Annotated in this window: 17 protein-coding genes; 5 read left to right on the forward strand and 12 right to left on the reverse strand. The window is 71.1% G+C overall.

The window, feature by feature from the left end; genetic code table 11:
- From ACGF8A_RS22780 to ACGF8A_RS22795, 4 genes are all read left to right on the forward strand, one after another.
- On the forward strand, positions 1 to 1,051 hold a 1,051-nt coding region (locus ACGF8A_RS22780), incomplete at its 5' end, for an acetate--CoA ligase family protein (protein ID WP_393110940.1).
- Positions 1,052 to 1,104: 53 nt separating this feature from the next.
- Positions 1,105 to 1,701, forward strand: a complete 597-nt coding sequence (locus ACGF8A_RS22785) for a DUF5998 family protein (RefSeq protein ID WP_393111010.1) — start codon at positions 1,105 to 1,107, stop codon at positions 1,699 to 1,701.
- Positions 1,701 to 2,891 (forward strand): alkaline phosphatase family protein, encoded by a 1,191-nt coding sequence (locus tag ACGF8A_RS22790; protein ID WP_393110942.1) that lies wholly within the window; start codon positions 1,701 to 1,703, stop codon positions 2,889 to 2,891. The genes ACGF8A_RS22785 and ACGF8A_RS22790 overlap by 1 nt, the downstream gene beginning before the upstream one ends.
- A gap of 44 nt (positions 2,892 to 2,935) precedes the next feature.
- Complete coding sequence (locus tag ACGF8A_RS22795) at positions 2,936 to 3,586, forward strand: thymidine kinase (protein ID WP_393110944.1); 651 nt, start codon at positions 2,936 to 2,938, stop codon at positions 3,584 to 3,586.
- 165 nt (positions 3,587 to 3,751) lie between these two features.
- On the opposite strand, the gene ACGF8A_RS22800 is transcribed toward ACGF8A_RS22795, so the two are convergent.
- The 12 genes from ACGF8A_RS22800 to ACGF8A_RS22855 all read right to left on the reverse strand — a co-directional run bounded on the left by ACGF8A_RS22800 (position 3,752) and on the right by ACGF8A_RS22855 (position 18,133).
- The gene (locus ACGF8A_RS22800; protein WP_393110946.1) at positions 3,752 to 4,717 is read right to left on the reverse strand and encodes a formylglycine-generating enzyme family protein; all 966 of its coding nucleotides are present in this window, start codon (positions 4,715 to 4,717) and stop codon (positions 3,752 to 3,754) included.
- Positions 4,714 to 6,363, reverse strand: a complete 1,650-nt coding sequence (locus tag ACGF8A_RS22805) for an alpha-amylase family glycosyl hydrolase (RefSeq protein ID WP_393110948.1) — start codon at positions 6,361 to 6,363, stop codon at positions 4,714 to 4,716. The genes ACGF8A_RS22800 and ACGF8A_RS22805 overlap by 4 nt, the downstream gene beginning before the upstream one ends.
- 12 nt (positions 6,364 to 6,375) lie before the next feature.
- Positions 6,376 to 7,812 carry a sulfatase gene (locus tag ACGF8A_RS22810; RefSeq protein ID WP_393110950.1) on the reverse strand — a complete coding sequence of 479 codons (1,437 nt, stop codon included), beginning with the start codon at positions 7,810 to 7,812 and terminating at the stop codon, positions 6,376 to 6,378.
- A gap of 144 nt (positions 7,813 to 7,956) precedes the next feature.
- On the reverse strand, positions 7,957 to 10,098 hold the full coding sequence (locus ACGF8A_RS22815; protein ID WP_393110952.1) for a glycoside hydrolase family 3 N-terminal domain-containing protein: 2,142 nt from the start codon (positions 10,096 to 10,098) through the stop codon (positions 7,957 to 7,959).
- Between the two features lie 61 nt (positions 10,099 to 10,159).
- Positions 10,160 to 10,615: a beta-galactosidase gene (locus tag ACGF8A_RS22820; RefSeq protein ID WP_393110954.1), complete on the reverse strand. Its 456-nt coding sequence runs from the start codon at positions 10,613 to 10,615 to the stop codon at positions 10,160 to 10,162.
- On the reverse strand, positions 10,612 to 12,069 hold the full coding sequence (locus ACGF8A_RS22825) for a glucoamylase family protein (RefSeq protein ID WP_393110956.1): 1,458 nt from the start codon (positions 12,067 to 12,069) through the stop codon (positions 10,612 to 10,614). The genes ACGF8A_RS22820 and ACGF8A_RS22825 overlap by 4 nt, the downstream gene beginning before the upstream one ends.
- A gap of 179 nt (positions 12,070 to 12,248) precedes the next feature.
- Entirely contained in the window at positions 12,249 to 13,139 is an 891-nt protein-coding gene (locus ACGF8A_RS22830; RefSeq protein ID WP_393110958.1) for a carbohydrate ABC transporter permease, read from the reverse strand.
- Positions 13,136 to 14,182, reverse strand: coding sequence for a carbohydrate ABC transporter permease (locus ACGF8A_RS22835; protein ID WP_393110960.1), 1,047 nt, complete (start codon positions 14,180 to 14,182; stop codon positions 13,136 to 13,138). Before ACGF8A_RS22835 ends, ACGF8A_RS22830 begins: the two co-directional genes overlap by 4 nt.
- A 3-nt stretch (positions 14,183 to 14,185) precedes the next feature.
- Entirely contained in the window at positions 14,186 to 15,433 is a 1,248-nt protein-coding gene (locus tag ACGF8A_RS22840; RefSeq protein WP_393110962.1) for a sugar ABC transporter substrate-binding protein, read from the reverse strand.
- 268 nt (positions 15,434 to 15,701) lie between these two features.
- Entirely contained in the window at positions 15,702 to 16,748 is a 1,047-nt protein-coding gene (locus ACGF8A_RS22845) for a LacI family DNA-binding transcriptional regulator (RefSeq protein WP_393111012.1), read from the reverse strand.
- Positions 16,749 to 16,985: 237 nt separating this feature from the next.
- Positions 16,986 to 17,201, reverse strand: coding sequence for a DUF397 domain-containing protein (locus ACGF8A_RS22850; protein WP_393110964.1), 216 nt, complete (start codon positions 17,199 to 17,201; stop codon positions 16,986 to 16,988).
- The gene (locus tag ACGF8A_RS22855; protein WP_393111014.1) at positions 17,198 to 18,133 is read right to left on the reverse strand and encodes a helix-turn-helix domain-containing protein; all 936 of its coding nucleotides are present in this window, start codon (positions 18,131 to 18,133) and stop codon (positions 17,198 to 17,200) included. Before ACGF8A_RS22855 ends, ACGF8A_RS22850 begins: the two co-directional genes overlap by 4 nt.
- Positions 18,134 to 18,282: 149 nt before the next feature.
- Between ACGF8A_RS22855 and ACGF8A_RS22860 the strand changes: the two genes are divergently transcribed.
- On the forward strand, positions 18,283 to 18,813 hold the full coding sequence (locus ACGF8A_RS22860) for an ATP-binding protein (RefSeq protein ID WP_393110966.1): 531 nt from the start codon (positions 18,283 to 18,285) through the stop codon (positions 18,811 to 18,813).
- Positions 18,814 to 18,829 lie beyond the last annotated feature (16 nt).

Here is an 18,829-nt window from a genome sequence, read left to right on the forward strand (position 1 = left end):
GGCTCCGTCGTCCTCCGGGGCAGGTAGGTCCGCGGAGCGAGGGGCTCCGTCGTCCTCCGGGGCAGGTAGGTCCGCGGAGCGAGGGGCTCCGTCGTCCCCCCGGCCAGGTGCGTCCCCGGATCCGCAGGCCGCGCAGGACACCGCCGGCGTCGAAGCGCCCGCCACCCCGGCGCCTCCCCCGGCCGGCTCCCGCCTCATCCCCGCCTACCCCGCCGCCGAACGCGCCGTGCGCGCGCTCGCACAGGCCGTCAAGTACGGGCAGTGGCGGCGGGAGGCCGCCGACCCCGGGAAGGTGCCCGAGTACGACGACATCGACGAGAAGGGGGCGGCGAAGCTGATCGGCGGGCTGCTCGCGCGCGGGCAGGGACTCACGCTCGGCATGGAGGAGACCTGCGAGCTGCTGCGCCGGTACGGCATCCACGTGCACCGCGCGATGCCCGCCCCCACCCCCGACGAGGCGGCGGCAGCCGCCCGCGCCCTCGGCTACCCCGTCGCCCTCAAGGCCACGGCCCCGCACCTGCGCCACCGCGCCGACCTCGGCGGTGTCCGGCTCGACCTGGCGGACGAGGGCCATCTGCGCCGGGCGTTCGCCGAGTTGACGGATCTGTTCGGGAAGCCGGAGGAGCTGCGGCCGGTCGTGCAGCGGATGGCCCCGCGTGGCGTGGACACCGTCGTACGGGCCGTGATCGACCCGGCCGCCGGAGCAGTGCTCTCCTTCGGGCTCGCCGGGGCGGCCTCCCAGCTGCTCGGCGACACCGCGCACCGGCTGGTCCCGGTCACCGACCGTGAGGCGACCTCACTGGTCCGCTCGATCCGGACCGCGCCCCTCCTGTTCGGTTGGCGCGGCTCCACACCCGTCGACACCCCTGCTCTCGAGGAGCTGCTGCTGCGGGTGTCCCGTCTGGTCGACGACCACCCGGAGGTGGTCGCGGTCACCCTGGAACCGGTGGTGGTCGCCCCCCACGGCCTGAGCGTCCTCGGCGCCTCGGTGCGCCTGGCACCACCCCCCGTCCGCGACGACCTGGGCCCGCGGACCCTGCCGTCGTACTGAGCCCGGACCGCGCCGCCCGAAGCGGTGCCTCGCAGTCAGTGGGCCCCCGTAGGATGGACGGCATGGCCAAGACCAGTACGACGACCCAGGGGCTGCGTGCGGCGATCGAGCGCAGCGGCTACTACCCGGCCCTCGTGGCCGAGGCGGTGGAGGCCGCTGTGGGTGGCGATCCCATCCGGTCGTACCTGGTCCATCAGGAGACCACGTTCGATCAGAACGAGGTGCGACGGCATGTGACCGTGCTCGTTCTGACCGATCACCGCTTCATCGTCAGCCACACCGACGAGCAGGCCGCCGACAGCACCTCGCCGACGCCGTACGCCACGACGTCGACGGAGTCGGTGAAGCTCGACCGGATCTCCTCGGTCGTGGTCAGCCGCGTGGTCGCGAACCCCGAGTCGTACACACCGGGCACCCTCCCGCGTGAGGTGGTGCTCACCATCGGCTGGGGCGCCGTCTCCCGCATCGACCTGGAGCCCGCCGCCTGCGGCGACCCCAACTGCGAGGCCGACCACGGCTACACGGGCAATTCGACGGCCGACGACCTCAGCCTGCGCGTCAGCGAGGCCGGGGACGGCCCGGAGACGGTCCGCCAGGCGCTCGTCTTCGCCCAGGCCATTTCCGAGGCGACCGCGGACCCCGCGCGCTGATGGCTCAGCCCGCCGCCTGGGAGCATCCCGAGCCCCTCGCCGTCGACTCCGCCCCGCGCCCCGAGTACGGCACGGGCTCGCTCGCCGACCTGCTGCCGACGCTGGCGGCGGGCATGGGCGTACCCGGCATGACCGCGGCGATCACCGAGCTGACCCCCTCCGACCGGGTCTGCGTGTTCCTGATCGACGGGCTCGGCTGGGAGCAGCTGAGGGCGCACCCGCAGGAGGCGCCCTTCCTGACCTCGCTCCTCGCCTCCTCGCGCGGCGGCACGGGCCGCCCCCTCACCACCGGCTACCCGGCGACCACGGCGACCTCCCTGGCCTCCGTCGGCACCGGACTACCGCCCGGCGCGCACGGCCTGCCCGGCTACACCGTGCGCAATCCGGACACCGGCGAGCTGATGAACCAGCTCCGCTGGCACCCGTGGACCCCGCCGGCGCCCTGGCAGCCGTATCCCACGGTCTTCGAGCTGGCCCACCGCGCCGGGGTGCATGCCGCGCAGGTGTCGTCACCCACCTTCGAGAAGACCCCGCTGACCAAGGTCGCGCTCAGCGGTGGGACGTTCCACGGACGGCTGACCGGCGAGGAGCGCATGGACCTCGCCGCCGAGCAACTCGCCGCGGGCGACCGCAGCCTCGTGTACACGTACTACGCCGAACTCGACGGCGCCGGCCACCGCTACGGTGTCGCCTCCGACACCTGGGTCGGCCAGCTCATGTACGTCGACCGCCTGGTCCAGCGCCTCGCGGAGCAACTGCCCCCGCGCAGCGCGCTCTACGTCACCGCCGATCACGGCATGGTCGACGTGCCCTTCGACGAGCAGCACCGCATCGACTTCGACGAGGACTGGGAGCTGCGCGCGGGCGTCGCCCTGCTGGGCGGCGAGGGCCGCGCCCGGCACGTCTACGCGGTCCCGGGCGCCGGGAACGACGTCCTGACCTGCTGGCGCGAGGTGCTCGGCGAGCAGTTCTGGGTGGCCTCGCGGGACGAGGCGATCGCGGCGGGCTGGTTCGGGCCGCACATCGACGAGCGGGTGTACGCGCGCATCGGCGACGTGGTCGCGGCCGCGCGGGACGACGTCCTGCTCATCGCCTCCGAGCGGGAGCCCAACGAGTCGGCGATGGTCGGCAACCACGGCTCGATGACCCCTGCCGAGCAGTTGGTCCCGTTGCTCGAAGTACGCTCCTGACTCCCACTCCGTCCGACCCCTCGCCGAAAGGTGCTCAACTTCCCATGCCCGAATTGGTGTTCTTCTCGGGGACGATGGACTGCGGGAAGTCAACCTTGGCGCTGCAAATCGAACATAATCGATCGGCACGTGGTCTGCAGGGGTTGATCTTCACGCGTGACGACCGTGCGGGTGAGGGCAAGCTGTCGTCGCGTCTGGGGCTGGTGACCGACGCGGTGGAAGCCGGGCCGGGGCTGGATCTGTACGGATATGTGGTGGAGGAGTTGTCCCGGGGCGGGCGGGTCGACTATGTGATCGTGGACGAGGCCCAGTTCCTGCTGGCCGTGCAGATCGACCAACTGGCCCGGATCGTGGACGACTTGGAGCTGGACGTCTTCGCGTTCGGCATCACCACCGACTTCCGGACGAGGCTCTTCCCCGGCTCCCAGCGCCTGATCGAGCTTGCCGACCGCCTGGAGACCTTGCAGGTCGAGGCGATGTGCTGGTGCGGTGCTCGGGCCACGCACAACGCGCGCACCGTGGGTGGGGAGATGGTCGTCGAAGGGGAGCAGGTCGTCGTGGGCGACGTGGCTCAGTCGGCGGCGGAGGTCGGGTACGAGGTGCTCTGCCGACGTCATCACCGCCGGCGGATGACGAGCGCCACGGCGAGGGCAGCAGCGTTGTCGCCGGACGTGCTGCCGGTCACCGCCACCTGACGATCCTGCCGACGACATGCGCGTCGGCCTGTTCGCCGGCCGCGCCGGCCATGAGGGAGCGGCGTTGGGGCGTGGGAACGCGGTGAACGAGCCGCCCGCCCGGCGGTATTCCGCCGACTCGGTCCGCAGCGAGCTGATGCTCGCACCCGTGGGCGCACCCGTGGGTCAGGCGTCCCCCGCTGGTGCCGGACGCTCCACCCAGTGCACTCGCCTCTGTCGCCTTTCCGGTCCCCGCACCACCCTGAAGCCCGTGTTCCCGCTGGAACTGTCCGGGGTGTTGCCCATGCGGGCCGAGGTGCGGTAGCGGAGGCAGTACGACTCGTGGCACAGGTGCGAGCCGCCCTTGAGGACGCGGGCGCCCGGGGCGAACCAGTCCCCGCACCATTCCCAGACGTTGCCCGTCATGTTGAAAAGGCCGTAGGCGTTCGGTGGGAAGGCGTCCACCGGGCAGGTGCCGCGGAAGCCGTCGGCGGCGCTGTTACGCCCCGGGAAGGCGCCGCGGAAGATGTTCATGCGGTACTCGCCGCCCGGGTCGCGCTCGTCGCCCCAGGGGTACGGCTTGCCCTCCAGGCCCCCGCGGGCGGCGTACTCCCACTCCGCCTCGGACGGGAGGCGTACCCCCGCCCAGCGGCAGTACGCGAGGGCGTCGTCGTACGAGACGTGGACCACCGGGTGGTCCCCGCGGCCTTCGAGGACGGATGCGGGCCCCTCCGGGTGGCGCCAGTCGGCGCCGTGGACCTGCCGCCACCAGGGGGTGCCGGCCGCTGCGCGGGTGGGCGGGAAGTCGTCGGGGAGGAAGCCGCCGAAGACGAAGGACCAGCCGAAGCGTTCGGCGTCCGTCCGGTAGCCGGTGGCGTCGGCGAAGGCGGCGAACTCCATGTGGGTGACGGCCGTCGCGCTGATGGTGAATGCGTCGACCGTCACCTCGCGGACCGGGCCCTCGCGGTCCGCCGGGTACGGGGAGTCGTCGCTGCCCATCAGGAAGGGGCCGCCGGGCAGCTCCCGCCAGCCGCCGTGCGGGGCGGCGCCGGCGGGGGCGTGCTCGACGAGGTGCACGCTCGCCGCTGCCGTGGGCGCCTGCGACGGCCGCCGCGGCGCGCAGCAGGCCGTCCGGCCCGGGCCGTCGCTCACCGTGCCGCCCCCGCACCGGCGCGGCCGAGATCGAAGACACCGTACGCGAAGCCCGCGGCGCTCACCAGGCCGTCGTCCACCTGGACTCCCGCGGCCTCGACTGCCCCGGCGGGTCCCCTGGCAGTGCCCTCGGGCAGCGTGAACTGCGCCCGCTCACGGCGGGGGTTGACGACGATCAGGTACCGCCCGCCGCGCACGTACACGAAGGGGTACCCGGCGTGCAGTACCCGCACCCCCGCCCTGCTGCCCAGCTCGGGCGTCGACTTGCGCAGGGCGATCAGGCGGCGCACCAGGTGGAGGAGGGAGCCGGGGTCCTCGCGCTGGGCGGCGACCGTGGGGCGGGCGGGGTCCGGGTCGAGGGGGAGGTAGAGGCGTTCGGCAGCGGCGGTGGAGAAGCCGGCGTTGGCGGTGGAGTCCCACTGCATCGGGGTGCGCGAGCCGGCCCGGTTGTAGCGGGGGCCGAGGACGCTGCCCTCGTGTTCCGGCAGGCCGGGGACGTAGCGCATGCCGATCTCGTCGCCGTAGTACACGGCCGGCAGCGCAGGCCAGGTGAGCTGGAAGGCGAAGGCCGCGGGGAGTTGCTCCGTGGTGCGCGGGCCGCAGGCGAGCCGGGAGAAGTCGTGGTTGGCGGTGGGCAGGGCGATGAAGCCGCCGCCCCCGGCGGTGATCGCGGTGGTGGCGGTCCGCCAGCCGTCGAGGAAGGTGTCCAGGGACCCGGTGCCGTCGGCACCGAAGTAGGGCTCCAGCGGGGCCCAGTCCTCGCTGACGGTGCCGGTGTCGTTGTTCCAGAGGGAGCGCAGCTTGAGGCCGTCGTCGTCGGCCCCGAACTGCAGGAAGAAGTCGGCGTGGAAACCGCCTGGCACGGAGACGGCAGGGTCGCCCCACTCGGACATGAGCGCGGCCCGCGGATGCTTCGTGTCCAGCCAGCCGCGCATGTCGCGCCAGAGGCGGACCGTCTCGGCGTGTCCGGGGTCGTCCTTGACGAGAGAGGCGGCCAGGTCGACGCGGAATCCGGCGAGGCCCAGGCCGAGCCAGTGCTCCATGATGTCGCGCAGAGCCTGGCGGTTGGCTCGCGGCCCTTCGGCGTCGACGGGCTGCCGCCAGGGCTCGTCGGGATGCGTGCGCGCGTAACCGAAGTTGAGGGCGGGCTGGCTGGGGAAGAAGTTCGGCTTGTACCACCCGGGCCGGGTGCCGGGCGAGGGCTGGAAGCCGTCGCCCGGGTGGGTGTCGGTCTCCGCCCAGATGTAGCGGTGGTCGCAGGGGTCGCCGGCGGACTTCGTGAACCACGGGTGCTGGTCGGAGGTATGGCCCGCCACCAGGTCGAGCAGGATGCGTATACCGCGGCGCCGCGCGCTGTCGACGAGGCCGGCCAGGCTGTCGTTGGTGCCGTAGCGGGGGGCGACGGTGAGGTAGTCGGACACGTCGTAGCCGGCGTCCTCGAACGGCGAGGCGAAACACGGGTTCAGCCAGACGGTGTTCACACCGAGCCAGGCGAGATGGTCGAGCCGCTGCTCGATGCCGGCGAAGTCGCCGATGCCGTCGCCGTCCGCGTCGGCGAAGCTCTGCGGATAGATCTGGTACAGGACGGCGTCGGCCAGCCACTCGGTGGCCGGGCGGTCGTCGCGGCCGGAGCCGGTTGTCGTCATGGGCTCGTCCCTTCAGGAGGCGGTCGGCGCGGGCAGCACGCCCTCCGGCGTGTCACCGAAGTGGCGCTGGAGTTCGCTGAGTTGTGCCGTGAGGTCCTCGACCACGTCCGCGAACTGCGGGTCTGCATAACGGTTGTGCAGCTCGTTCGGGTCCTGGACCAGGTCGAACAGCTCCCAGGCGGGCGTGCGCGGCGCGTCCTTGGCTCCGTCGGCGCCCGAGCCGTGGCCGGGGTAGTGGATGAGCTTGTGCGTGCGGGTGCGGATGCCGTAGCACGCCTGGACGTTGTGGCAGACGTCCAGGTGCATGTAGTAGCGGTAGTAGACGGCGTCCCGCCATTCCTCCCCGTCCCTGCCCTCCAGGAGGGGTACGAGCGACCGGCCCTGCATCCGGGGGTGAGGCGCCAGGCCCGCCATGTCCAGCAGCGTGGGGGCGTAGTCGATGTTCGCCACCAGCTCCTCCCGGCGCGCCCCGGCCTCGGCGACGCCGGGCCAGCGGAGCACCAGCGGGATGCGCATGCCCTCCTCGTACATGAATCGCTTGTCGAACCAGCCGTGCTCGCCCAGGAAGAAGCCGTGGTCCGAGGTGTATGTGACGGCGGTCGAGGCGTCGAGACCGGTGACGTCGAGGTAGTGCAGCACGCGGCCCACGTTCTCGTCGAGGGCGGCGATCACCCGGAGGTAGTCCTTGATGTAGTGCTGGTAGCGCCACTCCCGCTCCTCGCGCGGTGACAGTCCGGGCGGCACCGGCACGCCCTTGAGGTCCTCGTCGGTGAGGTCCTCCATGCTCATCTCCGCCTCGCGCGCGGCGGGCGCGCGGCCGTCGAGGTCGTCGTGGAGGGTCGGCGGTGCGGGGACGTCCTCGTGCTCGTACAGGTGCCGGTGGCGTTCGGCGGGCTCGAACGGGCGGTGCGGCGCCTTGTGCTGGATCAGCAGGCAGAAGGGCTTGCCGTGCTCACGCCTGTCGAGCCAGCTCAGCGCGAGGTCGGTGATGACGTCGGTGACGTAGCCCGGGTACTTCTTCCTGCCGCCGGCGGTGACGAAGTCGGGGTCGTGGTAGACACCGTGCTCCGGCAGGATCTCCCAGTAGTCGAAGCCCTCGGGGTCGTGGCCCTCGCCGTGGCCCAGATGCCACTTGCCGACGATCGCGGTCTGATAGCCCGCCTCCCGCAGCATCGTCGGGAACGACGGCTGGCTCGCGTCGAACCTGTGGTCCGGGCCCTCCAGCGAGGTCATTCCGTTGACATGGCTGTAGGTGCCGGTCAGCAGGGTGGCGCGGGCGGGCGAGCAGATCGCGTTGGTGCAGAAGGTGTTCTCGAAGACCGTGCCCTCGGCGGCGAGGCGGTCGACCGCCGGGGTCTTGTTGATCACGCTGCCATAGGCGCCGATGGCCGCGGGGGCGTGGTCGTCGGTCATGAACAGGATGATGTTCGGCCGCTGGGAGATGGTCATGATCGGTCAACTCCGGTGGATGGGGGCGAGCACGCGCGTGCCCGTGTGAGACCTGTGGTGGCGACGCAGCGCGGCGAAGGGCCACGGCGACGGGCCCGGCACGCCCACCGGCGCCAACAGCGGACGTGACCAGGCGTGGCGGTGTCAGCCGACCGTCAGGGTGCAGCGGGCGCCGGCCAGGGAGCTCGTACCGGCGTAGAGGTCGATCCGGCCCGGCTCGACGGTGAAGTGACCGGCCGGGTCGTTGGTCCAGAAGCCGAGGTCCTCGGCGCCGAGCGTGAAGCGCACCTGTGTGGTCTCCCCCGGCTCGAGCGTGACGCGGCGGAAGCCGCGCAGCCGGCGAACCGGCTGGGCGATGCCGGCCACCGGGTCGTGGACGTAGAGCTGGACGACCTCGTCGCCGGTGAGCTCGCCGGTGTTCGTCACGCTCACGCGGACCTCGACGGACACGCCGTGCTCGAGCTCGTCGACGGTGACCGACTGCCGGTCGAGCTGCGGCTCGCCGGTCGCGAACGTGGTGTAGCTCAGGCCGTGCCCGAAGACGAACTGGGGTCCGTCGGCGAGGTCAAGGTACTTGGAGACGTACTTCTCGTCGTCGTGCGCCGGGTCGTAAGGGCGTCCCGTGTTCTCCCGGTTGTAGTAGACCGGGATCTGGCCGATCGCCCGGGGGAAGGTGACCGGGAGCTTGCCGCCGGGGTTGACGGTGCCGAAGAGCACGTCGGCGATGGCGTTTCCCGCCTCGATGCCCGGGTGCCATGCCTCGAGCAGTGCCGGGACGCTGTCCACCCAGTTGCCGATCGTCAGCGGCCGGCCGCCCAGCAGGACGACCGCGAAGGGCTTTCCGGTGGCGGCGACGGCGGCGACGAGCTCCTCCTGCCCGTCGGGCAGGGCGATGTCGCTGCGCACCGCGGCCTCACCGCTGAGCTCGGGCTCCTCGCCGACGACGACGACCGTGACCTCGGCGGACTCGGCGGCGGCGACGGCCTGGGCCACATCGGCCCCGGCGTGAGTGATCGTCGCGCCGGGGGCTGCGGCGCGCAACGCGTCGAGGATGCTGACCGACGGGAACCGGCGGCAGCCGGGACCGGCCCAGGTGCCGTGCAGATCCGTGTGGTCGGCGAACGGGCCGACCACCGCGATGGACCCGCCGCCGTCGAGCGGCAGGACGCCGCCGTCGTTCTTCATGAGGACCATGGAGCGGGCGGCGGTCTGCCGTGCCGCCGCCCGTGCCTCTGGCGTCGGCTCGTCGATGGCCGCGCACTCGTCGGTGTACGGATCGTCGAAGAGGCCGAGCGCGAACTTCAGCCGCAGGACGCGGGCGACCGCGTCGTCCAGCCGGTCCTCGGTGATCTCCCCGTCGGTGAGCAGCCGCTTGCCGTGGGCGGTGATGTTCGTGCTGACCATCTCCATGTCGAGGCCGGCCATCAGGGCCAGCCGCGCCGCGTCGGCGCCGTCCTCGGCGTAGCCGTGGGCGATGAGCTCCTCGACGCCCGTGTAGTCGCTGACGACGAGCCCGTCGAAGCCCCACTCCTCCTTGAGGATGCCGGTCATCGTGTGCGGGTTGCCGTGCGCCGGGACGCCGCTGACGGTGTTGAACGCCGCCATGACGGTGGCCACCCCGGCGTCGACGGCTGCCCGGAACGGTGGCAGGTACAGGTTGCGCAGCCGCTGCTCCGAGACGTCGACCGTGTTGTAGTCCCGCCCGCCCTCGGCGCCGCCGTAGGCGACGAAGTGCTTTGCGCAGGCGGCGACGTTGCCGTCGGCGGTGAGGTCGTCGCCCTGGTAGCCGCGGACCTTGGCGACGGCGAGGACGGCGTTGAGGTACGGGTCCTCGCCGCAGCTCTCCGCGATGCGGCCCCAGCGGGGCTCGTGGGTGACGTCCATCATCGGCGAGAACGTCCAGCGCACGCCGTTGGACCTGGCCTCCTTCGCCGAGACCTCGGCGTCGCGCTCGACCACCGCCGGGTCGAAGCTGGAGGCCTGGGCGAGCGGGATCGGGAAGGTGGTCCAGAAGCCGTGGATCACGTCGAAGCCGAAGAGCAGCGGGATACCCAGCCGGGACTCCTCGACCGCCATGCGCTGCAGGGTGTTGGTGTGGGCCGCGCCGTGCAGGTTCAGCACCGAGCCGAGCAGGCCGGCACGGGCCGCGCGCTCGACCTCCTCGGTCTGGCCGCCACCGGGGCCGGTGTCGCCGGTCCAGGTCAGCTGCTGGAGCTGGCCCAGCTTCTCCTCGACCGTCATCCGGCCGAGCAGGTCCTTGACCTTGTGTTCGTCTGGTCGGTGCATGTCCTGTCCTCTGGTCACGGTGTGTCGCCCCCGGCGCTGGTGTCCAATGTAAGCGCGTACATCATTGCTGTGAAACGGCCATGGCGAACGGGCCGGGCCGGGCGGCGACGTCGAAGCCGTCGGCGACGCACAGGCCGAGGAAGGCCCTGAGGTCGCGCTCGGGACGGGAGCGGCCGGTGACGTCGATGGTGCCGTCGGGTGTCCCGTGCCACATCCAGGGGATGCTGGTGGCGAGGGCGTTGAGGCCGGCGTCCTTCGCCTTGCCGAGGCGGGGCTGCCGGTTCGCGTGTGCGAGGCGGAAGTGGCGGATCTCCCCGCCGAGCACGAGGGCGGACCTGCCGTCGACGAGGATCTGCTTGTCCCGGTAGGTGACCCGGTCCGCCTCCCCGGCCGCGGTGCTCGCCTCGCCCAGGGCGGCGGACACGGTCACGGCCGCGGCGATCGCCGCGCCGGGAGCGCCTGGCACGGTCCTGCGGCTGGGCACACGCGTCTGCTCGCGCATCTGCGACGTGCTCATATGCCGAAGTCCTCCTTCGCCAGCAGGGGACGCAGCCGGCGGGCGAAGCCTCCGCTGCGGAACGGCCGCTGCAGCAGGCCGGGCTTGAGTACCTGGGCGAGGGCGGCGGCCACCATGCCCTGGTCGAGCGAGAGCATCCGGTCGCTGACCTTGCCCGTGCTGACGTTGACCGAGTCGTAGAAGCCCATGCCGTCCTCGTAGGCGTCGAAGTCCCGCGCGATGTCGCGCAGGTTCGTCAGCGCGGCCCCAGGGGTGACCATCAGCGCGAGGAAGGCGGCGTGCGGGGTGACGACACCGTTGGTGTACGCGGACGGGGCGGGCCGAGGCTCGCCGTACGGCACATAGGTGCGGTCGGTGTTGGAGCAGTAACCCTCGGGCGAGATGCCGAAGTACTGGACGCCGTACTCCTGGTAGCCGCCCTCGGGGACGTTGGCGGGGGAGAAGCCCCAGTAGCCGTACTCGGCGTCGAGGAGTCCATGGTCGCGGTGGCCCATGGCGTGGTGGGTGAGGTTCGTGCGCCAGGAGCCGGACCACCGGGCCGACGGCACGAACAGCTCCGGCATCAGTGCGCCGAACAGCGAGCCGCCCCAGCCGGGCACGTGCTTGCGGCCGCGGTAGCTGTAGTGGCCGTTGAAGTAGCGCACACCGTCGCGGGTGACCCAGCCGCCGCCCGGCGGCATCTCCTGCATCTGCTCGGGCTCGAACGTGCGCAGCATGTGCCAGTAGTGCTCACCGGGGACGGAGCCGTCGGCGATGCCGAGGTACCCGGCCATGCGGGTCTCGGAGACGAGTGCGCCGTAGAAATAGGGGGTGAGGGCGTTGTCCTTGACGCGGAAGCCCGTACGCATGTGGCCGGGGCCCGCGACCGGGTCGGCCGGGTCGTACGGGGTGTGGAAGAAGGACCAGTCGATGTCCTCGCGCAGGCGCCGGATCCGGCCGCGCAGGGCGGGGTCGGCGTCCTCGGCGATGCGCAGGCCCACGTCGAGCCAGGCGTTGTCGATGGTGGACAGCAGATGGTCGACGGGCGCCCCGCTGCCGGGCCAGGTGTCGAGGACCTCGCCGGTGAAGGTGTTGTACCAGTTGAACCAGAAGCCGTGCAGCCGCTCCATCTTCTCGATGGTGGTCACAGTGCGGGCGAGGCGGCGATGCATCTCGCCCTCGCCGATCAGCCCGAGCCCGGAGGCGGCGACGGTGGACCACAGCCAGCAGCCGATGTTGGTGGTGGAGGTGTTCTCGGTGAGCACCGGTCGCTCGCCGCCGAGCTTGATGTTGTCGGCGGGCAGGCCGCTGTCGGCGACCATCGCCTCCAGCGAGCGGTAGGTGTCCGCGAACCAGCGGGTGAGCAGGGCCTCGGGGTCCTGCGAGGGGCTCCGGTGGGCGTACGCGGGGGCGGCGCCGAGCGCGAGGGCGCCGGTGGCGCCGGCTGTCGCGGCGAGGAAGGTACGGCGGTGCATGGAGCGTTCCAACTCCCTTGGCAGCGGTGGACGTGTGGGGGGACGGTGTGCGGCGGGCAGGGCAGGGCGGTGCCCGTGGGGCGCGCTGGTGGAAGGGGGGTGCTCGCGCGGCAGTGGGGTCGTACGGGGCCGGCGGCCGTCAGGTTGCTGCCGGCCCCGTACGGATCAAGGGGCGTCGGCTACTTGAGGCCGGCCGTGGCGATGCTCTGCGTGAAGTAGCGCTGCAGCACGATGAAGACGGCGAGCACCGGCAGGACGACGAGGAACGCGCCGGCCATCAGCACACCGTTGGAGCCGTTGGCCTTGGTCGGGTCGGTGGCGAAGGTGGCCAGCGCCACCGGGAGCGTGTACTTCTCCGGGTCGTTGGTGGCGACCAGCGGCCACAGGAAGTTGTTCCAGGAGCCGAGGAAGACGAAGATCGACAAGGTTGCCAGTGCGGGCTTGACCTGGGGGATGACGATCCGCCAGAAGATGTACCACTCGCGGGCCCCGTCCACCCGGGCGGCCTCCAGCAGTTCGTCGGGGACGGCCGACATGAACTGCCGCATCAGGAAGACCCCGAAGGCCCCGGCGGCGAACGGCAGGACGAGCGCCGCGTAGGTGTCGATGAGGTGCATCTTGCTCATCATCACGAACTTCGGCATCAGCATCAGATTGCCGGGCACCATCAGGGCCGCCATGACGACGCCGAAGATCACCTTCTTGCCCGCGAAGTTCAGCTTGGCCAGGGCGTAGCCGAGCATGGAGCAGAACAGCAGGTTGCACAGGGTGACGAAGAGCGCGACGAGCACCGAGTTGAAGAAGTAGAGGCGCACGTCAAGGAGGTCGAACAGCTTGCTGAAATTGGCCGACGTCCACTCGGTGGGGATCCACACCGGCGGGCTCGCCGAGAGGTCCTGGGGCGTCTTGAACGCGGACAGGCCCATCCAGAGGAACGGCGCGGTCGTGATCAGCAGGCCAAGGCTGAGCAATGCGTAGGTGACACCCCTGCTCAGGCGGGTACGGCGGTCCCGGAGCGCGTACCCGTCGCGGGGAGCGGTGGGGGCACTCTTTTCGGTCGTGGCACTCATTTGGTCTTGTCCTTCAGCAGCCGCAGTTGGAGCAGCGTGACGGCCAGGATGATCACGAACAGGGTGTAGGCCATCGAGCTGGCGTAGCCCATGTGGAAGAAGTCGAAGCCCTCGCGGTACATGAGGAGGGAGACCGTGAGCGTGCTGTCCGAGGGACCGCCGTCGGTCATCACGAACGGCTCCTCGAAGACGTTGAGGAAGCCGATCGTCGTCATCACCGAGACGTAGAGCATGGTGGGCCGCAGCAGCGGGACGGTGACCCTGCGGAACTCCTGGAAGGCGCCCGCACCGTCGAGCTTCGCCGCTTCCCGCACCTCGGTGGGGATCGCCTGCAGTCCGGCGAGGAACAGCACCATCGCCGTGCCCATGTTGCGCCAGACCGCCATCGCGATCAGTGACGGCATGGCGAGGAGCTCGGAGCCCAGGAAGTCGGGGGCGGTGAGCCCCACCTCGCGAGCCAGTCCGGCGATCAGACCCTCGCCGGGATCGAGGACGAAGCGCCACACCACGGCGACAGCGACGATGGCCGTGACCACCGGGGCGTAGAAGCCGACCCGGAAGAAGGTACGGAACCGCTCGATGCCGGAGTTCAGCAGCACCGCCGCCAGCAGACCGCTGCCGATGGTGAACGGTACGCCGAGCACCACGAAGTAGCCGGTGTTGAACAGCGCCCGCAGGAAGTGCTCGTCTCCGAAAAGCTTGGAATAGTTCTCCAGGCCGATGAAATCCGCGTCGAACGGGTTGGTGACGTTGCGCAGACCGAAGTCGGTGAAGCTCATCACCAGGGTCGCCAGGATGGGGAACGCCATGAAGGTGACGAAGAAGGCCAGGAACGGCGTCGAGTAGAGCCAGCCCGCGAGGTTGTGCCGGGAGAGCCGGTCGGGCCGCGGCGGTGTGCCGCCCGACGTCGTCCGGGTGCCGGCTCCGGCCGGCTCGCGTATCGAAGGGACGGCGGCCTTGCCGGGGACGTCCGGCTCGGCGGGCGCGTCGGCGGCGGCCCGCCCGCCGGAGGCGGGCTGCTCGGCGGAGGTCACGCTGCTCATGCCTCAGGACACCAGGCCCTCGGTCTTCTTCTGCAGCTCCTGGGCGAGCTCGGCCGGGTCGCCGCCCTTGGCGAGCTTCTCCAGGGTGACGTCGATCTCGTGGGCGACCTGTTCCCACTGCGCCAGCGGCGGAATCTCACCGGCGCTGTCCAGCGCCTTCTCGAAGACGTCCACGTCGGCGTTCGTGAGCGCCGGCTCGTCCCAGGCGTTCTTGTTGGCGGGCAGCGACTTGGCTATCTCATACCAGTCCGCCTGCGTCGTCGTGCTGGTGAGGAACTTGGTGAACTCCTGGGCCGCCGCCTTGTGCTCACTGCTTTCGAAGGTGACGAGGTTGGCGCCGCCGATGATGGAGGCGGGCTGCTCACCGGCCGGGAGCGGGACAGCCGCCCACTTTCCCTCGATCTGCGGGGCCTGGTCGGCGATGTTCTGCACCATCCAGGGGCCGGAGGCGAACATCGGTACGCTGCCCGCGCCGAAGTCCTTGATCACGTCATATCCGGGGGCGGCGGGGGTGTTCTTCGACAGGCCCTTGTCGAAGTACTTGGCGTACTCGGTGAGCGCCGTGACCGACTCCGGCGAGTCGAGCGCGAGCTTGCCGTCCTCGCCCATGATGGTGCCGCCCGCCGAGAACAGGTACGGCGCCCAGCTCTGCCAGGAGCCCTGGCCGCCTGCGGGGTGGGAGAAGGCCCACTTCGTGGTGTCGAGCCTCTTGAACGCCTCGGCGAGGGCGAGCTGGTCGGCCCAGGTCTCCGGTGCCTTGGCCACCCCGGCCTGCTCGGCCAGGTCGGTGCGGTAGTAGAGGACGCGGGTGTCCACGTACCACGGCACGCCGTAGACCTCGCCGTCCTTCTCGCCGCCCTTCCAGGCGGCGGGGAAGAAGTCGTCCGCCTGGAACACCTTCGTGTCCACCGGCTCCAGCACGCCCAGATCGATGAACTCGCCCATCCAGGTCGAGCCGAGCTGCGCCATGTCGGGAAGCTGGTCGGCGGCCGCGGCGGAGACGAGCTTCTGGTGGGCGACGTCCCAGCCGATCGGGGTCACCTTGACGGTGATGCCCGGGTGCTTCTCGTTGAACTGCTTGGCGATGTCCGCGACCCGCTTGCCCTCCTCACCCATGGCCCACACGGTGAGGGTCTGCTTGGCGTCCACACCCACCTGGTCGCCGTCTGCGCCGCTGCAGGCCGTCAGCCCGAGCGACAAGACCACGGCGGTCGCGGCGATGGTGGTACCTGACAAGGCATTACGGGACATGCGGGCTCCTCCTTGAGTACGCGCGTCGTGCTGTAAGCGCATACACGACCTTCCAGTAGGCGCTCCGGCGATTCAAGGGGCACTTGGTAACGCTTTCGTAAACCCGCCGAAACCTTGACCGCTGCGAGCAACGGCTGGACGAACAGCCGTGGTATGGCGTTGCGGGAATTGGCTGCTGTATGCGCGGTACGCCCTGCTCCGGAGCGTCGCACGCCAGGTGCCGTGGACCGGTCGGGACTGGTCGGGACCGGTCGGGTGTGCGACCCTCTTAGGCCCCGCACCCGCAGCTGGCGCGCAGGCTCGGAGCGGTCGGCAGTGTGCGCGAGAGCGTCGGGCGGCCACGGTCGGCGAGCCGCGCGACGAGCAGCTCGACCGCCTCCTCGCCGAGCCGGCTCATGGGCTGCCGGACGGTGGTGAGCGCGGGGCTGACCAGGCGGCTCAGCGGGATACCGTCGAACCCGGTGACGACGAGGTCTGCGGGAACGCGGATCCCCCGCTCGGCGAGCGCCTGGAGCGCCCCCACGGCCATCTGATCGTTCGCGAACATCAGGCCCTGCGGGAGCGGCCCCTCCCGGTCCAGCAGCTCCACCGCGGCCTTGCGCCCGGAAGTCAGGGTCAGGTCGCCCCGCGCGGCGGGGCGCTCGGGCAGCGGCAGCCCCGTCGCGAGATGGGCCGCCTGGAAGCCACGGAAACGGGCCTCCGCGTCCGGCGAGTCCTCCGCGCCGCCGACGAACGCCAGGTCGGTCAGCCCGTGCCCGTCGATCAGGTGCCGCGTGAGTTCCAGCTGGCCGTCGAAGTTGGCCACCTCGACGCGGTCGAGACCCGGCGACAGCCGCCCGGCGAGCACCACCACGGGCAGCCGCCGTGAAACGACGTCGAGCACCGCCGGTGGGAAGTCCTGGGCGAGGATCGCCAGGCCGTCGACCCGGCCGGCCACGTCCGACAGCACCTCGCCCGCCCGGTCGGCATGGGCGGCGGAGATGAGCAGGGCATATCCGTGCCGCCTCGCGGCGCGCTCCATCCCCCGGATGACCTCGTCGCCGTAGAAACTCAGCTCGGCCTCGTCGGCGTCCGGCGCCGTCCCCTCGGCCTCCGGATCGGCGAAGTCGGGGAAGCACAGCCCGAGCACCCCGGTGGCCCGGCTGGCCAGCCCCCGCGCGCTCGCACTGGGCACGTAGCCCAGCTCGTACGCCGCGGCAAGCACCTTCTCGCGTGTGGCGGCCCGCACCGAGTCGGGGCTGCGGTAGACGCGCGAGACCGTCGCGATGGACACACCGGCGCACTCGGCGACGTCGTAAACGGTGGGATCACCCATGATGGAGCCGCCGCCCTCGTACCTGCTGAGATCTTCGGAGACCTGCGCCGTCTGACTGTGGAAGCGCATTCATCCTAGTTTGCCCGCGCCGTGGCTGACAACCGCGCCGCGGCGGGCCCGGACGCCGTCGCCCCGCCCCGCCCTGCCGCGACCGCGGCGCGTCCTGCGCTGGTTCGCATGGCGCCGCCGCGGCGGAACAGCATCCCGGAAGACTGACGCTCTTCGAGCGTACGAGCGTCAGACGCGCCGCTGCGACGAGGCCAGCCCGACGAACCCCGCCCACGCCTCACGCGAGACCGAGAAGCTAGGACCGGCGGTGGCCTTGGAGTCACGGATGTGCACGGCCCTCGAACCAGCCGCTACCTCCACACAATCGCCGCCCTCGGTTCCGCTGTAGCTGCTCTTGAACCAGGCGAGGCCGGAGGCGACGGTCGAGGACTCAGCGTTGTTCATAGCGATCCCAGCAACCCTTCGAAGAGCTCCAGTGACTCTCGCGGACTGAGAGCCTGTGATCGGATGATCCCATAGCGGGCGGCAGCCAGAACCCCTTGCTCCGGGTCAGTTTGTAGAGAGCCGATTCCCTGCGCCTCGGCGTACACGAACTTCTTGCCGTCCTTGCGCGTGACGACGGTGAACGGCCCGTTCACGCCCGCGTTGTCCTCGCGGTCGACGGGCATGACCTGGATTTCTACGCTCCGCTTCTGGCCGATCAGGAGCAAGTGTTCCAACTGTCCCCGCAGTACGGCTTTGCCACCGTAGGGACGGTGCAGAATCGACTCGTCGAGCACGAAGCTCAGGAAAGGCGCAGGGCGCCGATCGAAGATGTCCTGCCGGGCCAACCGTGCCGTGACCCGCTGCTCAATGGTCTCGTCGTCCAAGGGCGGACGCCGCATCGCCAACAGTGCCCTCATGTACTCCTCGGTCTGGAGCAGGCCCTTGACCACCAGGGTGTCGTAGGCGACCAGCTCAACGGCTTCCTTCTCCAGCACCGCCATCCCCTGGAAGAACACCGGATACTGAGCCCGCTCCACCTGCTCCTTCCACAGGCACAGCAGTCCGTCCGCCCTCAGCACCTCATCGGCCCGCTCGATCGTCCGGGGTGACGGAATCCGCCGCCCCTGCTCGAACGACGCGATGGTGGACGCCGAGTACCCGAGGCGCCGCCCGAACTCCTCGCGTTCCAGGCCCTCCCGAATCCGCAGCGTCTTCAGGGTCTGCCCGAACGCGACGACGACACCGCGCCCGGCCTCGTCCTCCGGTCGCCGCCCGGCTCCGTCGCCGCTCTCCCAGCCGTCCCCGAGGCTCACGACCGCTCCCGCGCCGCCGTCCCCGTGCTCCCCGCGGACCGCTTCGGTCCCGGCCTCCGCGCCCCCGCGCTCCGTCATGTCCATCACCGCCTCCTTGCCCCAACGCGCCCGCAGGGAAGGCCGTTACGGCGCGCAGCGCCTACTCGTGCGGACCGCGCGCGTACAGCCGCCCCCTGTCTCTGCGTAACCGCTGGTCACGCTACGCGACGGACAGGACCGTGGTCGGCATGACGACGAAACCCGTGAATTCCTCCGGCACCACCCCACCCGCCACCCCCTGCGCCCCCTTGAGTGCCACCCACGTTCCCGCCCTCATCGCGCCACCAGACCGCACCTTCGAGATGTGCTTCACCTCCACTCCCCGCGGAGCCCGTCTCGCCCGCCGTCTGGCTGCCGTCCGCCTGGACGCGTGGGGCATCCCGTACGGCTCCGACGCCCACGACGCGACCGTGCTGATCGTCGCCGAACTCGTCGCCAACGCCGTGCGGCACGGCCATGTGCCCGGCCGGGACTTCCACCTCCGCCTGCGCGCGGCATCCGACGGCCGTACCGTGCGCGCCGAAGTCACCGACGCCCGCACCGAACGCCTTCCCCGCCGCCCGGCCCTCCCCGAGGGCGCCGCCGGTGCCGAGGAGGCCGGCCGCGGGCTGCTCCTCGTCGCGCATCTCGCGGCCCGCTGGGACTGGCACCCGCGCCGGGACGGGCCGGGCAAGACCGTCTGGGCGGAGTACGCGTTTCCGGCACGGCGCCAGCGGTGAGCCCGTCCGGATCGCT

This window comes from Streptomyces sp. NPDC047706, from assembly GCF_043204795.1.
Lineage (GTDB): Bacteria > Actinomycetota > Actinomycetes > Streptomycetales > Streptomycetaceae > Streptomyces.